The organism is Ruminococcus sp. AF31-8BH, assembly GCF_003460605.1.
Lineage (GTDB): Bacteria > Bacillota > Clostridia > Lachnospirales > Lachnospiraceae > Blautia_A > Blautia_A acetigignens.
In genome coordinates, this window is the sequence record NZ_QTVN01000023.1 from 25,668 (window position 1) to 50,447 (window position 24,780).

General features: G+C 41.7%; 17 protein-coding genes. 14 read left to right on the top strand and 3 right to left on the bottom strand.

The features are described from left to right. The first annotated feature begins 11 nt into the window (after positions 1 to 11). The 5 genes from DWZ38_RS20295 (at position 12) to DWZ38_RS20315 (ending at position 5,291) form a co-directional block, all read left to right on the top strand. The gene (locus tag DWZ38_RS20295) at positions 12 to 986 is read left to right on the top strand and encodes a sugar ABC transporter, permease protein (RefSeq protein WP_021924999.1); all 975 of its coding nucleotides are present in this window, start codon (positions 12 to 14) and stop codon (positions 984 to 986) included. A gap of 14 nt (positions 987 to 1,000) precedes the next feature. Beyond that, a complete protein-coding gene (locus DWZ38_RS20300; RefSeq protein WP_021924998.1) occupies positions 1,001 to 1,993 on the top strand; it encodes an inner-membrane translocator in 993 nt (330 codons plus the stop codon). Between the two features lie 95 nt (positions 1,994 to 2,088). Continuing rightward, positions 2,089 to 3,741, top strand: a complete 1,653-nt coding sequence (locus DWZ38_RS20305; protein WP_021924997.1) for a carboxylesterase family protein — start codon at positions 2,089 to 2,091, stop codon at positions 3,739 to 3,741. Positions 3,742 to 3,765: 24 nt separating this feature from the next. Then, positions 3,766 to 4,818, top strand: coding sequence for a family 43 glycosylhydrolase (locus DWZ38_RS20310; RefSeq protein WP_117855063.1), 1,053 nt, complete (start codon positions 3,766 to 3,768; stop codon positions 4,816 to 4,818). Between the two features lie 185 nt (positions 4,819 to 5,003). After that, the gene (locus DWZ38_RS20315; RefSeq protein WP_117855066.1) at positions 5,004 to 5,291 is read left to right on the top strand and encodes a winged helix-turn-helix transcriptional regulator; all 288 of its coding nucleotides are present in this window, start codon (positions 5,004 to 5,006) and stop codon (positions 5,289 to 5,291) included. Between the two features lie 323 nt (positions 5,292 to 5,614). Here the strand turns inward: DWZ38_RS20315 and DWZ38_RS20320 are convergent, their stop codons facing one another. Next, positions 5,615 to 6,670 (bottom strand): AraC family transcriptional regulator, encoded by a 1,056-nt coding sequence (locus DWZ38_RS20320; protein ID WP_117855068.1) that lies wholly within the window; start codon positions 6,668 to 6,670, stop codon positions 5,615 to 5,617. Positions 6,671 to 6,938: 268 nt separating this feature from the next. Between DWZ38_RS20320 and DWZ38_RS20325 the strand changes: the two genes are divergently transcribed. The 4 genes from DWZ38_RS20325 (at position 6,939) to DWZ38_RS20340 (ending at position 12,217) form a co-directional block, all read left to right on the top strand. Beyond that, on the top strand, positions 6,939 to 9,203 hold the full coding sequence (locus DWZ38_RS20325; RefSeq protein ID WP_117855070.1) for a family 78 glycoside hydrolase catalytic domain: 2,265 nt from the start codon (positions 6,939 to 6,941) through the stop codon (positions 9,201 to 9,203). A gap of 52 nt (positions 9,204 to 9,255) precedes the next feature. Next, entirely contained in the window at positions 9,256 to 10,125 is an 870-nt protein-coding gene (locus DWZ38_RS20330) for a site-specific integrase (RefSeq protein ID WP_117855072.1), read from the top strand. Between the two features lie 79 nt (positions 10,126 to 10,204). Next, on the top strand, positions 10,205 to 10,846 hold the full coding sequence (locus DWZ38_RS20335) for a site-specific integrase (RefSeq protein WP_147343041.1): 642 nt from the start codon (positions 10,205 to 10,207) through the stop codon (positions 10,844 to 10,846). Between the two features lie 513 nt (positions 10,847 to 11,359). Then, positions 11,360 to 12,217 (top strand): Rpn family recombination-promoting nuclease/putative transposase, encoded by an 858-nt coding sequence (locus DWZ38_RS20340; protein ID WP_243000438.1) that lies wholly within the window; start codon positions 11,360 to 11,362, stop codon positions 12,215 to 12,217. A gap of 783 nt (positions 12,218 to 13,000) precedes the next feature. Here DWZ38_RS20340 and DWZ38_RS20350 read toward each other — a convergent pair. Both DWZ38_RS20350 and DWZ38_RS20355 read right to left on the bottom strand, forming a co-directional pair. Then, on the bottom strand, positions 13,001 to 14,539 hold the full coding sequence (locus DWZ38_RS20350; protein ID WP_021925872.1) for a tannase/feruloyl esterase family alpha/beta hydrolase: 1,539 nt from the start codon (positions 14,537 to 14,539) through the stop codon (positions 13,001 to 13,003). Between the two features lie 92 nt (positions 14,540 to 14,631). Continuing rightward, positions 14,632 to 15,636, bottom strand: a complete 1,005-nt coding sequence (locus tag DWZ38_RS20355; protein WP_117855079.1) for an AraC family transcriptional regulator — start codon at positions 15,634 to 15,636, stop codon at positions 14,632 to 14,634. Positions 15,637 to 15,840: 204 nt separating this feature from the next. Between DWZ38_RS20355 and DWZ38_RS20360 the strand changes: the two genes are divergently transcribed. From DWZ38_RS20360 to DWZ38_RS20380, 5 genes are read left to right on the top strand one after another with little or no spacing between them, the layout of a single operon-like run. Beyond that, on the top strand, positions 15,841 to 18,564 hold the full coding sequence (locus tag DWZ38_RS20360) for an alpha-L-rhamnosidase (RefSeq protein ID WP_117855081.1): 2,724 nt from the start codon (positions 15,841 to 15,843) through the stop codon (positions 18,562 to 18,564). Between the two features lie 10 nt (positions 18,565 to 18,574). Further along, positions 18,575 to 19,960: a glycoside-pentoside-hexuronide (GPH):cation symporter gene (locus tag DWZ38_RS20365; protein ID WP_178105397.1), complete on the top strand. Its 1,386-nt coding sequence runs from the start codon at positions 18,575 to 18,577 to the stop codon at positions 19,958 to 19,960. Next, complete coding sequence (locus DWZ38_RS20370; protein WP_117855086.1) at positions 19,960 to 20,988, top strand: alpha/beta hydrolase; 1,029 nt, start codon at positions 19,960 to 19,962, stop codon at positions 20,986 to 20,988. Before DWZ38_RS20365 ends, DWZ38_RS20370 begins: the two co-directional genes overlap by 1 nt. Continuing rightward, on the top strand, positions 20,985 to 23,564 hold the full coding sequence (locus DWZ38_RS20375) for a family 78 glycoside hydrolase catalytic domain (RefSeq protein WP_117855088.1): 2,580 nt from the start codon (positions 20,985 to 20,987) through the stop codon (positions 23,562 to 23,564). The genes DWZ38_RS20370 and DWZ38_RS20375 overlap by 4 nt, the downstream gene beginning before the upstream one ends. A 17-nt stretch (positions 23,565 to 23,581) precedes the next feature. Next, positions 23,582 to 24,643: a family 43 glycosylhydrolase gene (locus DWZ38_RS20380; protein ID WP_117855090.1), complete on the top strand. Its 1,062-nt coding sequence runs from the start codon at positions 23,582 to 23,584 to the stop codon at positions 24,641 to 24,643. Positions 24,644 to 24,780 lie beyond the last annotated feature (137 nt).

The following is a 24,780-nucleotide window of genomic DNA, read 5'->3' on the forward strand; positions in this document are numbered from 1 at the left end:
AGGATGTGGATATGGCACATCAGAGAGCCGGAAAAAAAATAAGTTCAGATGTAAAACAAAATATAATAATGTTTGGTGGATTGGTTTTCTGTATTATATTTTTTTCAATATTTACATCGTTGCATGGACAAAGCATCTGGAATCCGGAAAAATTATCAACACTTATTTCTGACGTAATTGTCACAGCACTTCTTTCAGTAGGTGCGGTATTTGTATATGCACTTGGAAATATTGACATTAGTACTGGAAAACAGGTTGGGCTATATGCCACATTGATGGTTGTGATTCAGCAGCAAACAGGTAGCTTGCTTTGGGGAGTACTGCTTTCTTTCTTGATCGCAATATTCATTGCTATTGTTAATGCAATAACAGGTGAGCTATTACATATTTATGCAATCATACCGTCTGTTGTATTTATGTTTGTATTGTCTGGTTTGAGTACAATAATTTACTCCAATTTAGGGTGCAGAAGTATTAGCCTTTATAATTATGATTATAGCATTTTCAAAAATCCATGGGTCATGGTGGGAACTTTAATAATAGAAAGTCTTTTGGTGGCATTTGTGTTTAATAAAACAATGGTAGGAAAATACACAAAAGCTATCGGTGCAAATGCTATATCAGCCAGTCAAGGTGGAGCGAATATAATCAAATATAAGGTTATGGCATATATAGTCATGGGTGTCTGTACAGTAGTTGCTTCGCTGTTTCAAATGGGATATACAGCTTCTGCATCAGATTCAACAGGTACAGGATATGAATTAAATGTAATGATAGCCTTGATCCTTGGAGGAATGCCTTTATCCGGAGGAATGAAATCAAGAGTTTCAAGTGCACTTGTCGGAGCAATGACATTTTCCCTTTTAAATGTAGGGCTGCCATTAATTGGTGTGCCGGTTAATTTTACATTTATGGTAAAAGCACTTATTTTCATGATTGTTGTATTAATTACTTGTCGCAAGCGCGGTGGTGTGCTGCCACGCTAACAAGGGAGGGAATTATGTTCAAAGAAAAAATTCAGTCGATTTTAAAAAATATATGCGGTGCGCTTGTGCTTCCTGTACTTATGTATGTTGTTATGATGATTTTTTGTTTCCAAAATGGAAAAATGTATTATGGATCAGTAGCAATGTGGCGGAGTTTGATCAGTACTATTGCAGCTTCAGCAACATGTGCTTATGGTATTGGAATTCAATTTAAGTCTGGACGTCTGGATTTTTCAGCAGGATCGGTAATGCTGTTAAGTGCAATTATTGCCGGCAATGTATCTCAGATGTTTGGAAATAATCTGATCATTTTCTCACTTTTATGTATTTTTTTATGTGTTCTGCTAAATATTGGGGTTGCGATTGTCTATATTTATGGTCGCCTTCCCATTATCATAGTAACCTTGGGAATGGCACTTTTGTATGAGTCGATTACAGCTGTTGTATTTGAAGGAAGAGGTGTAAATCTGACAGCAAATTCTACTTTAAAAAGTTTGACACTATTTCCTTTGGTACTAATTCCGTTGGTTATGTCAATTTTTATTTATGCAATATTTACCTATTGGTCTGTTACAGGGCGTCAGGCGCAGATTTTGGCAAATAACCAGCAGGCAGGAGTAAACATTGGTATCAATGAACAAAAAAATATACTGGTCTCTTATATTTATAGCGGAATCATTTTAGGATTAGCGACTATGATATATGCGTCAACGGGGATTATAAGTGCATCGTTTTCTTCATTGTCTTCTATAGGAGGTATGTTTACAAATTTACTTCCTGTTTTTGTAGGTTTGATTTTGGCTCGCTTTTGTGGAGATACAATGGGAATTTTATTAGGCGTTATCACAATGAGTCTGATGGAATTTGCAATGAAAGCAGTATTAAAAGCTGAATTGGGATCAGCGGTAACAACTATGATGATTGGTGTTTTCTTACTGTTCATTAATATAGCAGATGCAAAGGGAGCTGTATTTATTAAATGGGTCCAGAGTAAGCTTGGTAAGTGATAATACTGCGATATATAGTTAAATGGAGGCCTACTTTTAATATATGATCGCTGTGTTAATATAAATTTTCTATAAAAAGGAGGATATTTATATTTATGAGAAAAATTAAAAAAACTTTGGCGGTAGTATCCGCTGCAGTACTCACACTGACTACTGGTTCAACTGTTGTTATGGCAGAAAAAGAAGGTTATACTACTTTTGAGTTTGCAGACACGAATGCAGGAGAGATTCGTGGCTATAAATATAATGATGTATATACGTTCCTGGGAGTTCCATATGCAGAAGCTGAACGTTATGAAGAACCACAGGAAGTCACACCGTGGGAAGGAACACTGAATTGTGCAACATACGGTCCTGTTTCACCACAATATATTGCATATCAGAACGGAGGAAATATTACAGATTTTTCGGAATATGCCTGGGCAGATCAGTTTGAGAGCGAAGACTGTCAGAACTTGAACGTCTGGACAAAGAGTCTGGAACCAGATGCAAAAAAAGCGGTAGTTGTATGGTTCCATGGTGGTGGATATGACAGTGGCTCCAGCATTGAAGGCGCCGCATATGATGGACACAATCTGGTTGAATATGGAGATGTAGTATTTGTTTCTGTAAATGCCCGTTTAAATCTTTTGGGTTATCTTGATTTATCTGCATATGGAGAGGAATATAAAAATACAGGAAATCTCGGTATGATGGACAATGTAGCGGCATTGGAATGGGTACATGAAAATATTGCAAATTTTGGTGGAGATCCTGAAAATGTAACGATTGTTGGACAGTCTGGTGGTGGTTCAAAGGTTATGTCTATGATGGCAATTCCTTCTGCACAGGGATTGTTCCAGCGTGTTTGGGCAATGAGCGGTACACAAACTTCTGGCCGTACAGTTGAGGAAGCACAGGAAGATGCAGCAAAATTAATAGAGCATCTTGGCTTACAGGATGAAGAAGACCCGGTAGCTACATTAAAAACAATGAATTATGCTGATTTACGTACTGCTTGCGATGAAATCGGCATTCGCAGCTGGGGAACAGTAAATGATGGAGAATATTTCCAGGGAACTGTTGTTGACGGAAAATACAATGAAAACGCGAAAGATATACCATTGGTACTTAGTACGGTATTTTCAGAAATGGGAAGCCAGTTACAGCAGATGATGTTTGTACGCAGTGATTTAAACAGTGTTGAGCAAATGTATCCAGGCGAACCTATGGATGAATTAACTGCACAATATGGAGATAAGGCAGAAGCTATTGCAGAAGAATTTGAGAAAGCGTATCCATGTCGTGATCTGACAGATGTGTTGACTATTAACGCTAATCGTACTAACGATCTTGCTATTGAAAAAGCACAAGATGGAGGACAAATCTGGCAGGCAGTATTTGCTTATAAATTACCGGTTTTTGGTGGTTCCAACGCTTGGCATACCGGAGGAGATGTACCATTTATTTTCCATAATGCTGATAAAATTCCTTATCTGATTGCTGGCGATGAAGAAAATGCATATGCATATCAGGATGTTTGTGCAGATGCATTACTTGCATACGCAAAGACTGGTGATCCTTCAACTGAAGCTTTACAGTGGCCACAGTTTACAGTTGAAAATGGCGAAACTATGATTTTTGATAATGAAAGTGCAGTTGAAAATTATCATGATGTTAAACTTCTTGAATTAGTGAAAGAAGCAACTGCTGGAAATGAAGGCGACAATCCATTTGCTTCATTTGGTGGCGGTGAGATAGGCGAATAAAAAACTGGAAAAGAGCGAAATAGAATGAATCAAAACCAATCAATTCGGCATGGACAGGTATGGCTTGATACAGAAGGAAAACCTATTCAGGCACATGGCGGCTCCATCTTTTTTGAAAATGATACTTTTTACTGGTATGGTGAAAATAAAGAAAAGACACGCTCCAATAATGATATATGGCATTGGGGAGTACGTTGTTATGCATCAAAAGATTTTTACAATTGGAAGGATTTGGGAAATATTATTGAACCGGAGCTGAAAGATGTGAATAGTACGCTTCATCCAAGCAAACACCTGGATCGTCCACACATTATTTATAATCGTTTCACTCAGAAATATGTTTGCTGGGTAAAGATTATGGGGGAGGGTTTTTTTGAACAAACAATTACGGTACTTACATCAGATCAGTTTTTAGGTCCGTATAAGATCGTAAAAGAGTATATGCGCCCGTGTGGAATGTATTGTGGGGATTTTGATTTAGTTGTTGAACCGTCTGATGGAAAAGGATATGTATACTTTTCACGTCCTCATTCTGAAGTAATATGTGCAGATTTGACAGAGGACTATTGTTCTGCAACGGGCTATTATACAACTCATATTCCGGAAAAATGGCCTCCTTATGCACGAGAAGCACCAGCACACTTCTTCCGTAGGGGAATGCATTATTTGTTTTCCTCCGGAACGACCGGATATTATCCTAATCCTACATTAATTCATGCTGGGGAAACATATCATGGGCCGTTTGTAAATTATGGAAAAGCACATCATGATGCTTTGGAAAATACTTCTTTTAATTCTCAAATTTCCAGTGTGTTTATGTATCCTGGAAAAAAAGATTTGTACATTGCACTGGCAGATCGTTGGATTACGGATGCAGCACAATCGTTGCCTTACGAAAAGAGTTCAGCTGCATTTGAAAGTATTTGCAATCCGGATGCACCAAAAGTTGATTTATCGTGTTTACATATGGATATTGATACTTCGAAAGCTGGATATGTATGGCTGCCAGTAAAATTTGACAGAGATGTGCCATATCTTGAATGGCAAGATGAGTGGAAAGTAGAAGATTTCATGTAATAAAGATGTCCCGGCGTACAACCGCACGGGACATTTTTATGCCATAAAACAATATATCAGATTATATTGCCTCTTTTCAGAGCAGATGATAAGGTAGATTCAGTCCATATTATAGAGCAGGCGGTAGATTTAAGAGCGCTGGCAGCAGCCAATTCACTTGTTGAGGAATATGGTAGAATGGATTAATAAATACATTAAATAATGATGTAAGTCAGGAGAACAGCATGGTTATTTTGTATTGTCTGATGGAATTTGAAGTTGTAAGGTTCAATGAATTGAGACGTTATTTGAAAAATGTGTCAGACAAAACCCTTAGTAACAATCTGAAAGAATTGGAGAAGGATAGACTTATTATTAGAAAAGAATATCCTCAGATTCCGCCAAAGGTTGAATACAGTTTAAGTGACCGTGGCAAATCTCTTATGGAAGTTTTGGATCAGTTATGTATTTGGGGAGAAAAGAACGGAGAATAAAATTCTTTCAGTTTGTAGGATTGGTAAATTCCAATTTACAGAAAATGAAATATTTACCTACACAGGATAAAGAGATATTGGCATGATTGCTGATGTCTCTTTTTTATTAATAGAAGAAACAGGCTACGCAGAAATTTTACCTAAAAAGCAGAGTAGCCTGTTTCTCTAACCCAATCATGGGGCACTAGGAGTATCGTTACATTGTATCATTTTCGGAGTTGTAACGAATCCATGTCGGTGCGGATATTTTCCGGTGATCTGAAATTGCAGGAACGTTGCAAGCAATATCTTTCTATTAATTTGTTTATTGCTATAGGATTTTTCTACAAACTTATGAATAACGTGTGCTTTGTGGTGCACGTTTTTCTGTATTCAGATGGTGTCATATTGAAATATTTGAAAAAAATTTTTCTGAAGTTATTCAAGGACTGGAAACCTGTTCGTTCGCTGATTTCTGAAACAGGAAGTGTACTGTTTTGTAAAAGATCAGCGGCCTGTTTCATTTTCTGATTCTGAATATTTTCAATAAAGGTATGTCCGGTAGCATTCTGAATAATACGCTGTAACTGACGTTCACTGTAGTTAAAAATTGAAGAAAGTTCTTTCAGTGAAACTGTCTTATAATTAGCCTGCATATAACGGAGAACATACATCAGATTTTCCTCTGAAGAGTTCGGATGGATACCAGAAAGCTCTGTATGTTGTTCATGACGGCGAAATAGATTGATGAAAAACAGAGAAAGCAAAGTATTGACCATTTGTTTTCTATATCGTTTTGGCTGTGCACATTCCGTATATGCACGGTCAATGAGGTCAGAAAGAACGGAATCTTCTCCTGTATGAAAAAGAAGATAGGGAATTTCTGAAGTCTGATAGAAAGTTCTTTTGAAGAAGTCAGAAAGAATGGTATTATCATCCAGAAGTCCGAAAAACGACTGTTCAAAAGTGCTTTTTCGTATAAGAATATTCATAATGACGTCTTCATCATGGAAAGCACTTAAAGAATGGGTAATATCCGGTGCCATAATACAGATATCTCCTGTTTGCATGGAAATATTACGGTCGAAGATATAATTGATACAGCCTCCGCTCTGGACGAAGATCATTTCAAAAAAGTCATGATTGTGCCAAAATGCCGGTGTATATCGAGCGTGACGGACAAAAGAGACATCCATGTTTTCCAGAATAAAAATCTGTTCATCTATCTGCGTTTTCAGAGACTGTGTTATATTTTTATCCGGCATTGCGGTATAGGATGACAGAAGCACATCCATAATTTCATCGCGAGTACAGGGCACATCCAGCATGCGCTCCTTTGATTTCCTGTAAAATTGTTTCAGTTTCTTTTCTATAGGGTTTAATTCCGGGATTTTATTCATAGAAGACCTCCATTTTATATTTATAATATATCATAGAAATGTCGTAAAAGATACTATTTGCTGTCCTCTTTCGGACTTATTATTTTTGTAGGGTCATGATAAATTGATATAAACGGTCGGAACAAAAGTAACAGGAAGTGCAAGAAGCTCTCTTCTTACATTGCTGATACAGGATTTTACAAGTTTTTTTTCAGAAAATCAATTCCGGCCTTGCAAAAGCAAAAAAATAATAAAGCAGATATATGAGACAAGGAGGCAGTAAATAAACATGAACAGACTTGGAAACTGGATTTCCGGAAAATCACAAACACCTTTTTATGCACGCAGAGAATTTAACATAAAAAAACAGGTGCAAAAAGCAACCGCATATGTATGCGGTCTCGGACAGTTTATTTTTCATATCAATGGACAGAAAGTATCTGATCATGAATTAGATCCGGGTTGGACAAATTATGACAAAAAGATTCAATATGTAAAATTTGATGTAACGAAATTATTACATGAGGGAAAGAATGCACTTGGGGTAGAAGTGGAAAATGGCTGGTTTCTGAAAGAAGACGAGCATTATACATTTACTTTTCCTGCATTTATGCCGCCCAATCCAAACCCATACAGACCTTTTGGAAAGGAACTTGTTCTGGCAATAAAGCTGGTGTTGGATTATGCAGATGAAACAGAAGAAATTCTCTATGCAGATGAAAATTTTCAGGTAAAAGAACATCCGGTAAAAATGAGCAATGTATATGGATCGGAAACATATGATGCATCATTAGAACAGACGGGATGGGATAAGACAGATTTTGATGCATCAGAATGGAAAGCAGCGTCTGTTATATCAGAAGAAGATACTCCGAAAGGGGAGCTGGTGGAGCAGTTCCAACCGGCAATAAAGGTGATTCGAAGTTATCCGGCAAAATATATACACTCTGTATGTAACAGAGATATTTATGATCTTGGGCAGAATGTTTCTGGTATGTTGAAATTATCTTATCGAGGAAAAAAAGGAGATGTGCTTCGCATTTATCCGGCAGAAAAACTTGATAAAGACAAAAATGCAGATCAGGTAGCGAAGAGCTGGGGTACAGTAGGAAATTGCATCACCTGTGTTGTTGGTGAAGATGATGTATGGCAGGAATACCGTATGCGCTTTACCTATTTTGCAGGAAGATATTTTGCAGTGGAAAAAAGCAGCGAAGCTGTAGAAGTAAACGACATTACTGGTGAAGCGATTTCCAGTGCATGGAAAACAAATGGAACATTCCAGTGTGATGATAGCAGATACGTACAGATTTATGACCTTGTAGAAAAAGCGGTTGAAGCAAATATGGTCAGTGTACACACAGACTGTCCTACGCTTGAGCGGTTTGCATGGCAGGAGCCGAATCACTTGATGGCACCTTCGATCATGTATATGAAAGACGGGCGTAAATTGTGGGAAAAATTCTTTATGGATATGAGGACAGATCAGCTCACAGAAAATGATTATTTCATGGATCTGGAAGGAAACCGTTTCTATCCAGGAGCAGGTCTGATTCCATCACAGGCACCGTGTTATGTCCACAATGTGCTTCCTGTACCGGGAATGGGAAGCTTCTTCGATATTATTCCATGGGGAAGTTCAGGAATTCTTGGTGTAAAATGGCATTATCTTTTTTATGGAGATAAACAGGTTATCGCAGATAATTATGAGATGGGGAAAAAATATCTGGAACATCTTAAGACGAAGCAGAATGCAGAAGGTTTTCTGAATTATGGACTGGGGGACTGGGGAAATCCGGACAACCAGCTTGCCAGGGAAAATGTGGAAACAGCGTTTCTTTATGCGGATGCAATAACACTTGCAGAGTTTGCAGAAATCCTTGGGGAAAAAGAAGATGAAGTACAGCTCCGTCAGTTTGCAGAAGAGATAAAAGAAAATTACAATCAGAGACTGCTTGTACAGGATGAAAAAGGGAAATGGTGCTATCGAAGCTTTGAACATACAGAAAAGCTGGTGATCACACAGGCCTGTGAAGCGCTTCCGCTTTACTGGGGAATGGTGCCGGAGGATAAAGTCAGCGATGTTGCAGAAGCATTTCGTCAGACATTTCTTGAGAAACGGGCATTTGCTTCCGGGGAAGTCGGGCTTCCGTACATTATCCAGACTGCCAGCAGATATGGAATGAATGATCTGATTTGTTCCTTCATCATGAAGCCTGAGCATCCTTCTTATTATGCATTTGTAAAAGAAGGTCTGACAACCCTGGGTGAATACTGGGAAGAAAATCCCCGCAGTCATTGTCACGATATGATGGGACATATTATTGAGTGGTATTATAATGGGCTGGCCGGCATTAAACCACTTGAGCCAGGCTTCAAAAAAGTTCTTATTAAGCCGTATCTGCCGGAGAGCATGAATTATATGAAATGCAGATATGAATCTGTAAGTGGAATGATTCAGGTGATTCTTACAAGAAAGGATGGCAGGGTAGAAGTGGAGACTGACATCGCTGAGGGCATTTCTTTTGAGATAGACTGTTCAAATTTAAAGTAAAATCACGGATAAAGTACAAAAGGAGACGTTGCAGTAATGACAGCACATAAAGATGATACTAAAGATTCTAAATGGATTGGAGATTTGTTCCGAAAAGCTCTACGTCCCAGTGAGTACCAGTGGAAGCACAAAAGTAAAATACCACTGGATCATCTACCATATTATCCTGCCCCGGGTCACTGCCGATCCGCTTCTTCCATATATAGATGCAGAATACATTGAAAACCTGATCGAATCCTGCAGGAACTATTGTACAAGTGCAGAATATGCCGTCTATAAATTATTATACAAGATCCTTTATTCTGCATGGAACCAAGGATTCCTTGAAACATGCCTGGCATCTGACATCACAGAACGCAAAGAAACGAAATCCAGCCTTCGTATTTATACAAAAGAACAGCTGAAATTATTCTTGAATGCCATACATGAAGATCCATATATACACCGCCTGGAGTTTCTCCTGGCACTGTTCTGCGGACTGCGTCCTGGTGAGATCCTTGGACTTACTTATAACAACTTCGATTCCAGCACCCAAACCTTAAACATCCATAAACAATATACAAAAGATGGACGCCTTCCTTCTGAGTCAGCAGATCCCAAATACAGCTGTAAGAAGTTGGAAGGAGAACGGTACCGTTCTTTTCAGATCCCGGATTTTGTCTGTGAGGAACTTGTCCTCCGGCAGGAAAAAAATATGTGTTTCTTTCGCACCCATCCGGATAAAAAGGATAATGGTAACTTCTGCATTAGCAGCCGTGGGAAAGTAAAAACCCTGGAAACCCTTAATCAATGCGTACAATCGGTCTATTGTAGCTTATATTCTTCCGGTCCTCGGAAAACATTTCATGGACAACGTGACTGCCAGCGACCTGATGGATATCCTCGCAAAAGTTCCATCTTCCGAATTTTACAGGGTATGTGATGCTGTAACCTGTTTTTTCCGGGATGCACGGAACCATTACTGTACAACGCAGGATAACAGTGCGGATGCAGTCCGCATAATGAAAGAAAGAAAAAAAGCAGAAGAGGATCTGCATAATTATTACGAAGTTCCTTCCGGCACCTATTCTCCACAGCAGCTTCTCCAAATGCTGCAGATCTGCAAACTGGAAGCACCGGTTCTCTATCTTCCCATGCTTCTGGCATCCACTGCAGGCCTGAGGATTTCAGAAATTCTTGAGGTCACATTTCGGGATATTCATTTTTACAACCAGACCATCTGTTTGTCGCTTCCCGTAAAAGATGATCTTCCCAATCGAACGGATACCATCACCATCCCGGAAGAAAACACGAAAATGGTATACCTGGCCGATTTTGTGATGGACGAGATCCGGCTCCAGAAGGAACGCTTGGAAGCCTGTCAGAAAACAGCCCCGGATTTTAATCCTTCCGGATACCTGATCTGGGGACGGAACGGTTCCCAGAGACAAAATAATTTTATCAACAAGCCTTACGCCAGGATCTGCGCAAAATGTCCGTTTCCTACCTTTCCTTGGAAAGAACTTCGAAGAATAAAGTTATCAGCCAGCAGCATGAAACGATTTGCCCAAACCCTTGGGGCTGAAAATTCCGGACCTCCCCAGCCACGCGGGATTCCCAAAATTCCAATTGACAGAAGTGACCTAATAGAATTGATGAAATAATCAGCCAGCCAATATATGAAAGCAAAATGAACGCCATCTCTTGAAAACTACCGCATTTCATCATGCGTGTTTAAAAGGGATGGCGTTCATTTTTTGCTTCATAATATAGGAATAAATATTTACAGCAAAAAAGTGACCAAACAGGAATTTTATAATTTCTGTCAATCCTAACAAAATATAATAAATAACACTAAATAACACTAAATAACATTTTATAGCATTCATTGATACTACCTGATATTTTATACTTTTTTCCTGTTATTCTAGCCAGATTTTCTATATAATGATCATTTCAATGCGAAAAATCCCATGATTTTCTGAATTTTTCCGAATAAAAATTATATACTTGAACTTCTAAGCGTTTCTGTTTATAATAAAAACACTGTTAATGTGACCATTGACCTTATATCAGACCGTGCGAAATATGATGAATGTGCGAAAAAAATATTGACTTACAAAGCAATCATAGCATGGATCTTAAAATCCTGTACAAAAGAATTTTCTCAATACAGCGTGAACTTTATTTGTAATAACTGTCTGAAAGATGACGCAGAAATTTCTAAACGTGCTGTTCACCAGGATCAGCTGGATCGTGATGAGAAACTAAACGGAGACAAAAGAATCGAATGTTTGAATTCAGAGGCAAACGCTGTCAAGGATCAAACTGTATATTATGACATCCGTTTTAAAGCCTATCTTCCTGGAAACATTGAACCTATACAGCTTATTATCAATCTGGAAATCCAGTTGAATGATACTCCAGGATATCCACTTGTAACCAGAGGATTTTATTATTGTGCAAGAATGATATCAGAGCAGTATGGAACCATATTTACAGATGAACATTACGAAAAGATCCAGAAAGCATATTCTATCTGGATCTGTCCGGATCCGGCTAAAAAACGCAAAAATGGTATTTTCAAATATCACACAATTGAGGATACGATACTGGGGAAGTCCTATACAGATCCTCAAAGCTATGATCTGATGGAAGTGGTGATCGTAAATCTGGGAGATGCAGATAAAGAAAGCGAACTGGAGATTCTTGACCTGCTAAATATCCTGTTTTCAACGTCTGCCACTCCAGAAGAAAAAAAGAAGCGGTTACATGAAGATTTTGATATTGCCATGACAGAAGAATTTGAAAGTGAGGTGAGAGACATGTGTAATCTAAGTAGAGCTCTTGTAGACCAGGGAATTGAACAAGGAATTGAGCAAGGAATGAAACAGGGAGTTGAAAAAGAAAAAATGTCCCTGGCCCAGATGATGATCGAGGAAAAGGAACCTGTCGATAAGATTTCAAAATATACAGGCTATGCTATCGACAAGTTAAAGGAAATTGCAGCGGCAATGGGACAGACACTTGTGTAACATAAGATTTTATAACAAAGGTGTATGAGACATAACTGTTTTATACACCTTTTGACGTAGAAATCCAGCAGCCAACGAAGGCACCTCCCCAAAAGAGCTCGTCTGGTTAAGGTAAGTAAAAAAGATGTCCAGAAATGGATTGATGAGAATTTGTGTGCAATGAAATAAATAGGGAAATATTATTGGGCTAACGCTCCATTCAGCTTGAGAATGTTTCCTAGTAAGAATTGGAAGACATCATTTTATAGTGTATTGAAGTCAGAACCATTCGTTTTTTCGGACCCGTAAAGTCATGTTGATGGCTTTACGGACTTTTTCTTTAAAGCAGATCCAGCTCGCCTTTTCAGGAGATTCTGGTAAGCAAAACCACCCTTACCCCCCTTGAAAGCCAGGAGATTTCTTTGAAGGAGATCAAAAATTATCCCCTGATTCTTCCGGGGTGATCATGACCTATCAATTCTACAGCAGCATCCAATGGGCGTCACTGCCAGGAAACTGAAAAATATGATTGCAGCATAAGATTGCGTCATAAAGGATGCCGCTGCCTCCAAGATATGCGGAAGGGACAGAAAACAGCTTTTTGGAAACAGCATTCCGAAAAACATCCTTCATGGAGCATTATCCTATATTGCAAAAACAACTTCTTTTCGGAAGTTCTTCCTGCTTCGGCTCATTGGAGCAAAATGTATTCGTATTGTTAAATGATAAGAGCCGTATGAAGGGAGACTTTCACGTACGGTTCCGTGAGAAGTTCGAGGTGAAAGTCCTCCTACTCAATTACACTCAAACCCGCCAGGGTTTTACGATACCTTTTCTAATCGTTTTTCCGGTTTTTTGATTTACGAGAACAGCAGGAAGATTCTCCGGTGCTTTATTTTGTTCTACCCAGTTCATCAATGCCTGTATTCCGGTGCTTTCTGTCATTCCGGGACCGTTGGTGTGACAGTTGCCATGTCCGTCTCCGGGATTTATGTAGAGGCGGCAGAATTGATCAATGAAATTCTGTCCTCCATGGATTTCTCTCATACGATGGTAATAATCAATGGTTCCCTCTACCGGGATGAGCGGGTCGTCAAGTCCGTGGTCAATGATAAGTTTTCCGCCTGCGTCTGCAAAGGAACGCAGATCCGCATTATCGCAGGAAAGCCAGCCAAGTTTCCTGATGCAGGTATCAAAAACTTTTTCAAAATCCCTGATTTTAAGATGGCGAAGATCCTTCTTGGGATCTTCAAAAGCAAGATGGACATATTGTTCAACCAATGAGAAGCATTTCGGTCTTTTTCCAATCAATGGATAGTAGAAGGATCCAATAGGGATGATTTTATTCCAGAAGGTTCCTCCGGGAAGGAAGCCGTACCAGAGGAAATCATTTCCGGTGGTATGAGGCCCCTTCCAGATTTCCTGCATGACAAGACAATCCTTTTCTGTGATTTTTCCTCCCTTTGTCTTCTGACCCAGGATGGTATATGGGTCAAAATCAATCCTCTCTTCCACGCGGAAATAGTTTTCTTTCCCTCCGACACTGTTATGTACAGCATCGCGGAAAGCGTTGATTTTGTGGAAGCCAAGAATGTGATCATATTCATTCATGACAGTGACAGCCCAAAGACCGGAAGCAAGAAATTGTGTCCAGTTGATGGCAGGGCAGCTTGCCCAGATACCATCGTAATCATTCGGGTAAAACTGTGCTTCTGCAAGGGATTGTCTGCCTCCGCCGGAACCTCCGTTCATATAGGAATATCTGACAGGTCGGCCGTGCAGGATTTCAGCGACTGCTTTTCCAAAGATCGTCATATTGTGGGTTCCCCTGTAACTCCAGTTTTCCAGACATTCTCTGTCCCTTCCCCACTTATCGCAGCTTCCCTGATTGCCGGAATCCGTGGTGGCACAGGTAAAACCGTTTATCAGTGCATAGCCCATGGTCCAGCCTCTCTGTGTATTATTTGGTGTATTGATCTGTTCCCTTCCTCCTGTGCATGTACCGCCTCCTGCAGTTCCAGCAAACCGGTCATTCCAGGCAAAGGGTGACCAGATAATGATCGTCTGGGTATGCCTGCCTGTGCTGACATCAATGGTGACCTCACAATAAGGGGGCAGATTACGGATTCGGTTATCACCGCCGATAAGCTTTATCCATGCAGCTTCTTTTGAAACATACGTGCCGGTTCGGTTGATGGAGGCAGAGGTTACCTGAAATTTCATATCAGGGAAACGATCTTTCAGGGCAGACTGCAGGTAAGAAGTTTTACAGTGTGCTGAAAAATCTTTCGTTTCTGTCAGGCTTTCTGTATCAAAAAAGCGAATCTTCTCTTTTTCAAGCATAATTTATCCTCCGTAAATAGAAATCATAATAGAATCTGAGAAGATTATAGTTTATCAAGAATCCATATGAATCATATAATCTTGTCAAAATATCATACCATATTGTCTGTTCCGCTCTGATAATGATGAATAGATATTTCCTGTGCGGTAGTCCGATACTGAATGGGGGTCATGCCTGTTTTCTTTTTAAACAGATTCGTAAAATTGTTGATATCGTGGATACCTACTTCGTGGGCAATCTTGGATGCCGGCAGAGAGCTGCCTTCCAGAAGCTGTTTTGCCCTGTTGATCCGAAGGGAGATGAGATAATCGTTGGGGGAGAACCCGGTATATTTTTTGAATTCTTTGGACAGGTAATATTTATTCATGCAGGCAAATTCTGCGAGATAGTCAAGGGTCAGCTTCTGTGTATAATTGTTTTCCATATATTTTATCAGATAGCGGATGTATTCCGGTGTGTTGATTTTTCCTTTTTCCTCCGGGGCTGTTAATAGAAGGAGATGATTCAGTATATTGTCAATGCATGTGGACGCCTGCCAGTCACGGTAAAGGTGAGGAATGCTGTAGAGCTTCAGAAGATGCTCCAGAAGTTTCTGAAAGGAGCCATTGGTTTCTTCATGAAAAACGGGAGAACCATTCTGCATATATTGTGCATGAAATGCCGCAAGAAGAGGTCCGTTCAGGTGGAGAACAGCCGTATCCCACTGCATTCTGTCTGCTTTATAAAGATGATAGTCCATGCAATTGATAAATGCACCATCGCCTTCTTTCAGAGTATAGTTTTTCCCTTGATAGGTAAGGATTCCCTGACCGGAGTAAGTATACATGATAAGAAAAGAATGGAAATTCTGCCGCTCTGTAAAGGAATCAAAGCCATAATGAAAGATCATGAAACTTTCCACATGAAAAAGATTCTGAACAGCAAAATCTGTGATCGGCGGTATTTGAAAAGAATCTGCACTGCCGCTGATTACAAATTTGGAGTTCATGAGATTCTCTTTGTTATAAACGGGATTTTCATAATCTTTTTTTGTCAGGTTTTTCGATAAAAGACGGTTCTTGGCAACAATGTTGGTAAATAGTATTTTTTCAAACATAGCTTTTCTCCATAAATCTTGTTGGTTCAGGATGATATATCGTTCATTTCGAGTTTGATATTTCTATTATATAGCAAACAAAAGAAAAAAACAAGATTATATGATGTTTGACCAATATAAGTGGATTTCATTTATAGAAACCGGAGATAAAATGAAACCATCAAAAACGAAGACAAACACAAAAGACAAAGAAGGAAGGATAAAATGGAAATTTATGCAGTAAAAATAAATGGATTGGATCATCCCATGGGCTTTGATTTTGAACATTTGCTTTGCTCATGGAAAGTCAGAAACAATAGAGGAAAGAAACAGACTCAGGCCAAAATTCAGGTGGCCCAGGATGAAAAAATGTCTGAGGTTATCTGGGAAAAGGAAGGCGGCCTGGACTCTTTGGGTACGGTTATGGAGTTTTCCATGAAACCGTATACCCGCTATTATTATCAGATTACGGTACATAGTGATGAAGAGGAAGAGGCGAAAAGCGAAGTCCAGTACTTTGAGACCGCAAAGCTGGAAGAGCCGTGGACGGCAAAGTGGCTTGGAGTTCGGGGAGAAGATACCCATCCGGAATTCAGAAGAAACTTTTCCATAACAAAAGAGGTAAAATCCGCCAGGTTATATATCTGTGGCCTTGGTATTTTTGAAGCTTATCTGGGAAGAAAAAAGATCGGAAATGATCTGCTGGCGCCATTTATCAATGATTATGAGGAACATTACCAGTATTGTACCTATGATGTGACAGAACTGCTGGATACGGAAAATGAATGGACGGTTCTTCTGGGGGATGGATGGTACCGAGGGCACTTTGGACTGGGAGAGCCGACACATTATGAGCGTCCCCTTGCATTGATCGCAGAGCTGCATATCTGGTATGCAGATGGTACCACGGAAACAATCTGTACAGATGAAAGCTGGCAGTATCGCAAAAGCTTTACCACTTTGTCGGACATCTATAATGGAGAAACACAGGATTATGGAAACTGGCAGGCAGAAACGTGGAAAGAACCGGTTCTGATAGAGGCGCCGGGAAAGCTGTGCGCAAGATACTCACCGGCTCTGCATGATATGGAGCATTTGCCTGTAAAGGAAGTGATCCATACTCCGGCAGGGGAAACCGTGCTGGATTTCGGACAGAACTTCGCCGGGCATGTGGTATGTACGCAGCCGATTCCCCAGGGGGTTACCATGACCCTGGAATTTGGGGAAATTCTGCAGGAAGGAAACTTCTATCATGAGAATTACCGCCATGCAGAATCCAGATTTACTTATGTGTCGGATGGCGTACCAAGAGAAATCAGGCCGCGTTTTACATTCTTCGGTTTCCGTTATGTGAAAGTCAGTGGGATTGAACAGGTGGATGCCTCCTGCTTTGAAGGAAGGGCAATTTATTCTGAGATGGATCAGATCGGATTCATCAAAACGGGAAATCCGAAGATCAATCAGCTCTTTTCCAATTCTCTGTGGGGATTAAAATCCAATTTTGTGGACATGCCGACAGACTGCCCGCAGCGGGATGAACGTCTTGGATGGACAGGAGATGCACAGGTATTCTGTACAACGGCAGGCTATCACATGGATACAAGGGCGTTTTATCATAAGTTCCTTCGGGATTTACGTTCCGATCAGAAACGGAATCATGGCGGCGCGGCAATCTACCTGCCCAATGCCTTTCCTGGTCTGACAGCCGGAATCTGGAGTGATGTGGCTGCATTTATGCCAAAAATGTTGTATGATTATTATGGAAGTAAGGAAGAACTGGCAGTCAATTATCCTTTAATGAAGGACTGGGTGGATTATGTTTACCGTCAGGACTGCGGAAGGGGAAAGAAGAATCTGTATGATTTCGGGTTCCAGTTTGGTGACTGGCTGGCACTGGACGGAGCCACGGAGCAGAGTACTTTTGGCAGGACGGATAACGGCTATGTATGTTCCGTGTATTACTGGGCATCCACAAGATATGTGGCAGATGCTGCCGAGGCACTTGGGCTTGCGGAAGCATCTGAGTATGCAGACAGGGCAGAGGATATCAAAGAAGCGATTCTGAGCGAATTCTTTACATCTTCCGGACGGCTGGCAGTGGATACCCAGACCGGATATCTGGTGGCACTGAAATTCGGTATTTATAAGGATAAACAAAAAGTCATCGACGGACTGAAAAACAGGATGAAGCAGGATCTGAACAGACTGAAGGGGGGATTTGTGGGCTCCACCATGATGAACTGTGTGCTTGCAGAAAACGGTATGGTCGATAAGGCATATGATCTGCTTTTGTATGAAGGATTTCCGGGATGGCTGTACGCAGTAAACCTGGGGGCAACTACGATCTGGGAGCGCTGGAACAGCGTACTTCCTGACGGAACCATAAGCGGAACGGAAATGAACAGCCTGAACCATTATTCTTACGGAAGCGTTGTGGAATTTCTATATCGTTATGCGGCAGGAATCGTTCCCACGGCACCAGGCTTTAAAAAGGCAAGGATCGCGCCGTGTCCGGAAATACGACTGGGGCATATGGAATGCAGCTATGACAGCGTAAGCGGAAAATATGTCTCTGACTGGCGTATTGAAGAGGATGGAAGCCTTTCTTTCCACATCGAGATTCCATTTGGATGTGAGGCAGAGGTGATCCTGCCGGAACAGGAACCAAAGATTTTGGAAGCGGGAAGCTATGACTTTCATATCCGGACAGAGAAGGATTATCGGGCGTTATACTCCGCCGACACACCATATGAAAGATTGTTCGCGGATGAAAGAGCCGTTGAGATACTGAAAAAATATGTGCCTGAGATCTATTATGGAACAAACCGTGAGGATCAGGAAGCAATGAATAAATGCCTGAATGATTCGAAAACCCGTGCGGCATTGTTCCGCAATCCAACAGAAAGCTTCGACCGGGCGATCGGTGAAATCAGAGCCATCCGGGCGTAAGGAGGATAAAATGTTCAAACAGAAAAAACAAAAGAATACAGCAGCAGAGAACAAGCTTGGAGCCAACCAGAAGATCGGAATTCTGTTTTGTGCCATGGTAAGTGCCGTGGCAACCGGATATGTGCCGAATTATATCAATCTTTATTATACAGATGCCGTGGGAATCTCCATGGGTGCCGTGGCAATGATTCTGATGATCACAAAAATCACAGATGGTGTCACGGACATTATCATGGGAATGATCATTGACCGCACACATACAAGGCTTGGCAAAGCAAGGCCGTGGGTACTGGCAGGAGGAATCGGCATTGCCGTTTCCATCATGCTGCTCTTTAACTGCCCGGGAAATCTGTCTTATGCCGGCAAGGTTGCTTTTTGTGCCGGATGCTATTTCCTTGCAAACCCATTCTTTGGTACCATGGTTTCGGTGGCCTGTGGAACACTGAACAACCTGCTGACATCAGATTCCAGACAAAGAGGTGTCCTTGGGGTATTTTCTGCTTATGGATCCCTCATCCCGGTACTTATGATCGGACTGGTGGTGCCGAAGATCCTTTCTGCGATGAATGAAAGCCAGGCGGCTTATACAACGGCAACACTTGTATTTGCAGTAATGGCAGTGCTGGCCTGTGTGATCGGTGTTCTGTGCACAAGAGAGACCGTAACAGAGAATTCCAAAGATCAGCTAAAGGAAAACCAGACAGTGAAAGAATCCATCAAGGCACTGATAAAAAATAAATACTTTATCTATCTTGCCATTGGAACCATCCTTTATAATCTTTCCGCAGCTCCTGTTGCAAATTATTATGCAAAATATGTATTTCAGGATGTAGGGGTTGCGACGATCATCAACCTTCCGGGCATGCTGATGGTATTCCTGCTCCCGTTTGCAGTACCGATGATCAACCGCCTTGGCAAGCGAAACTGCGTGGTATTTGGGATGGTCACTGCAGCGATCAGCCATCTGATCATCTTATTCGCAAACAACAATCTTGCTATATTTATGGTTGGAAAAACCATCGGAAGTGTCGCAGTGATCCCATTTACGGTAGCCCTGATCCCGATGACAGGAGAAATATGTGATTATGCACTTTACAAAACCGGAAAACCCATGGACGGTACGATCTCCTCTGCTGCAACCATGGGAGGAAAAATCGGCATTGGCCTTGCAGCGGGCATTTCCGGTGTCATGATGGCAGCGAGCGGGTATATCAGCAGCCAGGCAGATGTTGCAGTGACACAGCCGGACAGTGCCATTCTTATGATCCGTCTGCTGGCAAGTGTATACCCGGCAGTATTATATTTGCTGGCAGCATTCTGCTTTTCTAAAATTGATCTTGAGAAGAATGGAATAGTAGAAATCCAAAAAGAACTGCGTGAGAAAGGACTGAGATAATGATTACAGTTGATACAACGGTAAAAGAAATAAAAAATGATAAAGTATTAAAGAAAATCGCCCATTATCTGATCTATAATACGGCAGGGGATGGAACGGAACATCTGTCGGATGAGAGCCATACCCTTCGTGATATTCAGGATAAGACACCCACATGGAGTGCAAAGGATATGGCATATGGACTGAACTGTATCATTGAAAACGGGGGGTATGGGAAAGAGCTCCTGTTTGATGTCTATAGTGATGCGGAGATTGCCGGATGTCCGGAAAAGGAACATGTGAAATTGATCTATTTTCCGCCAAGAGGCGAAGGAAACGGACAGAAAAGGTTTGTGATACTTGCTGCCGGAGGCGGCTATGGAGCTGTGTGTTCCCTGGGAGAAGCCTTTCCGGTGGCAGCAAGATTAAGTGAAATGGGAATTCCTGTATTCTGCCTGAATTATCGTGTGGCCGGGAAAGAGCCACTGTTTCCAAAACCCATGGAAGATCTGGCGGCTGCCTACAGGTTTCTGAAAGACCACGAAGATCAGTTTGATATTGATGCAAGACATTATGCCGTAGGAGGCTTTTCAGCAGGGGGACACCTGGCTGCCTGTTGGGGGTTAAAGGAACTGGGATATGCGAAATATGGGTTTCCAGCTGCGGAAATCCTCATGCTGGACTATCCATTAATCTCCGTATGGAGAACCATTCATCCGCTTCCGGCACAGTTTCAGCAGATCATGTTTACAGGATATTTTGGAAGCGGCTATTCTGAGGAGATATGCAGACCCTATAATATAGACGAGATGGCAGATCAGGATTATCCGCCTGTTTTTATGATCCAGGCGGAAGACGACGATGTCGTTCCGATATGGAATACGGGAGAGTTTGCGGACAGGCTGGAGGAACTGGGCGTTCCCTGCAGGTATGAGCATCCGAAGACCGGAGGCCATGGATTTGGCCTGGGAACTGAGACAGAGGCAGAAGGATGGACGGACCGTGCTGTGGCATTCTGGGATGAACTGACGAAGGAGAAAATGGTATGAAGCTCTATGATCTGAAAACCCTGCATATGGAGCAGCCTGTGATCGATAAAACTCCTTGTTTTTCATGGAAAATATGCAGCAGCAGACCAAATGTCATGCAGGAAAAGTACAGGATCACTGTGAAAAACGGAGAAGATTTATTGTGGGATACTGGTGAAGTATATTCACAGGAACAGTCCTTTATTGAGTATAAAGGATCCCCTCTCTCTTCTGAAACAAGATATCAGTGGGCCGTGACGGTATGGGATTTCCATGGACAAAGCGCATCTGCCAGGTCGGTGTTCGAGACATCCTTTCTTCATCAGGCAGACTGGAAGGCAAAATGGATCGAGTGCTCATTTGAGAGAAAAAATGCAAGTGAAAACGGTTTATTAGGAAACAGTTATCCGCCGATTCTTTTCGAAAAGGAGTTCCTGCTTGAAAAATCGGTAAAAAGTGCCAGAATCTATGCATCTGCTCATGGTGTGTACAGACTTACAGTGAACGAAAAGCGGCCGGATCAGAGGGAGTTTGCCCCGGAGTTTACTCCTTATGGAAAATGCTTATATTATCAGGCCTATGATGTAAAGGAACTTCTCACAGAAGGCAGGAATGTACTTCATATGTATGTGGGGGATGGCTGGTATTTCAGCAGCCAGGCAGGGCCTGTGATGCAGGACAGACATAAAGAACCGTCTGTCATCTATCAGATGGAGCTGACTTATGAGGATGGAACATCTGAAATGATCCTGTCGGATGGAAGTGAAACCTGCAGGACGGATTTCATTGTCTATTCAGATCTTTATCAGGGAGAAAAGCAGGATTTTACCCTTGCTTCCGGTGAAAAAAAGCCGGTTATGATAAAAGACTACGGTTATGATTTTCTGCATGTACAGCCTATGGAGCCGATCCTTCCAATAAGGGAGATTCCTGCGGTGGAAGTATTTACCTCCCCTGCGGGAGAGACCATCGTGGATTTTGGGCAGGTTCTGGCCGGAAGGGCAAGGATCAGGATCGATGTTCCAAAAGGACAGACAGTTTCCCTGGATTATTTTGAGATCCTTGATGAAAAGGGAAATTATATCGACACGATGTTTGCTCCTCAGAAGGACATTGTGATTTCAGCAGGAGAACCCTTTGTGCATGAAGCATTGTTTACTTTCCATGGATTCCGTTATATCCGTGTTACAGGCATAGAAGATGTCCGTAAAGAGGATTTCACAGCCGTTCTTTTAAGTACGGCAAAGGAGAATGCCGGAACCTTTGCATGTTCAGATGCACGGCTGAATCGCCTGTATCAGAATGTCCGGTGGTCACAATACAGTAATATGATGTCTGTTCCCACCGATTGCCCGTCAAGGGAAAAAGGCGGATATACCGGGGATTTGCTGATATATGCAAAAACGGCTTTGAAAAACGAAAAGCTCACGCCTTTCCTGAAAAGCTGGCTGAACTCTGTCCGGCTTGATCAGGCAGGGGATGGCGTGGTTATGATCGTTTCTCCATATATGAAGCTGTATGAAAATCTGATGAAGGATGTATCTGCCAGATATGGAGAGGATACAATATCCGGTGTTGCCGGATGGAGCGATGCCATTGTCTGGATCCCCTATGAAATGTATCAGGTCACAGGAGACAGACTGGTACTGAAAGAAAATTATGAGGCCATGGAGAAATGGTGTGAATACATTATCCATGCTGCTGAAAAACAGAGCACCCTGGATATCCCGGAACAGTATGACCGGTATCTCTGGAATACGGGATTCCATTTTGGAGAGTGGCTTGTACCGGGAAGAGAGGACCATACAGGGGAGCCTTTTGGAATCTGCAGGGAGACCGCTTATTATACCACCCCGTTTTTTGGTTATGCCACAATTAAGAAGATGACGGAAATCTGTCAAGTCCTCGGGAAAAAGGACAAAGCAAAGGACTATGGAACCATAGCAGCAAAGATGAAAACCTCCATTCAGGAAGGAATGATGCGCAGGAACCTGATGCCGGATGACCTGATGGGAGCTTATGTGCTGGCTTTTGCCTTTGGTCTGGTTCCTGAAGATCTATACGATGCTTATAAGAAAAAGCTCTTAAGTCTGCTTGAAAAAAGCGGCAGGTGCATTGGCACCGGATTTCTGGCTACTCCCTTTATCCTGGATGTGCTGTGTGATCTGGGAGAAACAGAAACCGCCCATCAGATCCTGTGGCAGGAGAAACGGCCTTCCTGGCTGTATGAGGTGGATCATGGCGCAACAACCATCTGGGAATCCTGGGATGCAGATGATGCTGCCCGAGGAGGAAGGTATGTAAGCTTCAATCATTATGCCTTTGGCTGTGTAGATGACTGGATCTGCCGGCATATTGCAGGAATTGACAGTGATACCCAGGGCTATTCCCATATCGTGATCCGGCCGGATATGGACAGTCATCTGTCCTGGTGCAGACGAACCTTCGAGTGTGAGGCAGGAGAGATCTCTGTATACTGGGACAAGGAAAAACTATCTGTTTCTATTCCGGCAAATACAACAGCCACGGTATACTGGAACAATCAGGTATATGATGTGGGCAGCGGAAGCTACGAGTGGACAGAAAGAAGCATTTGAAGAAAAGAGGTTGCGCAATGTATGATGCATTTCATCCGGGCCAGATCTGGCTGGATACAGAAGGAAAACGGATCCATGCACATGGCGGTTCTGTTATCTATATTGATGGAACCTATTACTGGTATGGTGAAAATAAAGAGAAAACCACAGGGGACAATGATATCTGGACATGGGGTGTGAGATGTTACGCTTCTAAGGATCTGTACAATTGGGAGGATAAAGGACTGATCATAGAACCGGAACCGGATAAACCGGAATCATCCCTTTGCCCTACCAGTGTAATGCTGGACCGTCCCCACATCATTTACAACAGGATGACAGGAGAATATGTATGCTGGATGAAGATTATGCATAAGGATGGGGTACAGACGGAAACGGTAATGACAGCTGACAATATTCTCGGTCCATATGAAATGGTAAAGGAGGGGCTCCGTCCCCTTGGTATGAGTGCAGGAGATTTTGATCTGGCTGTGGCACCTGACGGGAAAGCTTATTATTATTTTGAAAGGGTTCATTCAGAAACCATTTGTGCAGATCTTACGGATGATTATACCGGTGTCACTGGATATTACAGTACACATTTTCCGCATTTGTGTCCTCCGGATGTTCGTGAGGCAACTGCACATTTCTGCAGAAAAGGGAAGCATTATCTGATTACTTCCGGCACAACGGATTATTTTCCGAATCCATCAGAAGCAGCTGTAGCAGATACCTGGCATGGCCCGTTTACAGTGCTTGGAAACCCGCATGTAGGAGATTCTTCAAATACATCTTTTCACTCTCAGATTTCATGTATTTTTAAAGTAGAAGAGAAAAAAGACCTTTATATTGCATGCGCAGACCGCTGGCTTCCAAGATTGCAGCACCTTGAGTATGAGGTGTATGGCAGGCTATTTCGCAAACATTTTGATTCGGATCATCATTCAGATAATGCAATGAAAGAGATGGCGACCTATCTGAAAGGGTATTCTTTCCGAAACACCTCGATTGCAGATTATGTGTGGCTTCCTCTGAGATTTGACGGTGATATGGTATATATCGACTGGCATAATGAATGGAGAATCGAGAATTATGAATAAAAGAAAAAGAGGATGATATTTTCATAGATTCTTTGGAGTATGTTGTACGGATCGTATGGCATACTCCTCATTTTTTGAACATTTCCCGATATTTTTTTGCAGAATAAGCTGATCAGGCTTGCATGGACTTATAATCA

Bases quoted from the DNA above. Each gene is read 5' to 3' on its own strand.
- DWZ38_RS20295 (WP_021924999.1), top strand. From the start codon at position 12: ATGGCACATCAGAGAGCCGGAAAAAAAATAAGTTCAGATGTAAAACAA.
- DWZ38_RS20300 (WP_021924998.1), top strand. From the start codon at position 1,001: ATGTTCAAAGAAAAAATTCAGTCGATTTTAAAAAATATATGCGGTGCG.
- DWZ38_RS20305 (WP_021924997.1), top strand. From the start codon at position 2,089: ATGAGAAAAATTAAAAAAACTTTGGCGGTAGTATCCGCTGCAGTACTC.
- DWZ38_RS20310 (WP_117855063.1), top strand. From the start codon at position 3,766: ATGAATCAAAACCAATCAATTCGGCATGGACAGGTATGGCTTGATACA.
- DWZ38_RS20320 (WP_117855068.1), bottom strand. From the start codon at position 6,670: ATGAATAAAATCCCGGAATTAAACCCTATAGAAAAGAAACTGAAACAA.
- DWZ38_RS20325 (WP_117855070.1), top strand. From the start codon at position 6,939: ATGAACAGACTTGGAAACTGGATTTCCGGAAAATCACAAACACCTTTT.
- DWZ38_RS20330 (WP_117855072.1), top strand. From the start codon at position 9,256: ATGATACTAAAGATTCTAAATGGATTGGAGATTTGTTCCGAAAAGCTC.
- DWZ38_RS20335 (WP_147343041.1), top strand. From the start codon at position 10,205: ATGAAAGAAAGAAAAAAAGCAGAAGAGGATCTGCATAATTATTACGAA.
- DWZ38_RS20350 (WP_021925872.1), bottom strand. From the start codon at position 14,539: ATGCTTGAAAAAGAGAAGATTCGCTTTTTTGATACAGAAAGCCTGACA.
- DWZ38_RS20355 (WP_117855079.1), bottom strand. From the start codon at position 15,636: ATGTTTGAAAAAATACTATTTACCAACATTGTTGCCAAGAACCGTCTT.
- DWZ38_RS20360 (WP_117855081.1), top strand. From the start codon at position 15,841: ATGGAAATTTATGCAGTAAAAATAAATGGATTGGATCATCCCATGGGC.
- DWZ38_RS20365 (WP_178105397.1), top strand. From the start codon at position 18,575: ATGTTCAAACAGAAAAAACAAAAGAATACAGCAGCAGAGAACAAGCTT.
- DWZ38_RS20370 (WP_117855086.1), top strand. From the start codon at position 19,960: ATGATTACAGTTGATACAACGGTAAAAGAAATAAAAAATGATAAAGTA.
- DWZ38_RS20375 (WP_117855088.1), top strand. From the start codon at position 20,985: ATGAAGCTCTATGATCTGAAAACCCTGCATATGGAGCAGCCTGTGATC.
- DWZ38_RS20380 (WP_117855090.1), top strand. From the start codon at position 23,582: ATGTATGATGCATTTCATCCGGGCCAGATCTGGCTGGATACAGAAGGA.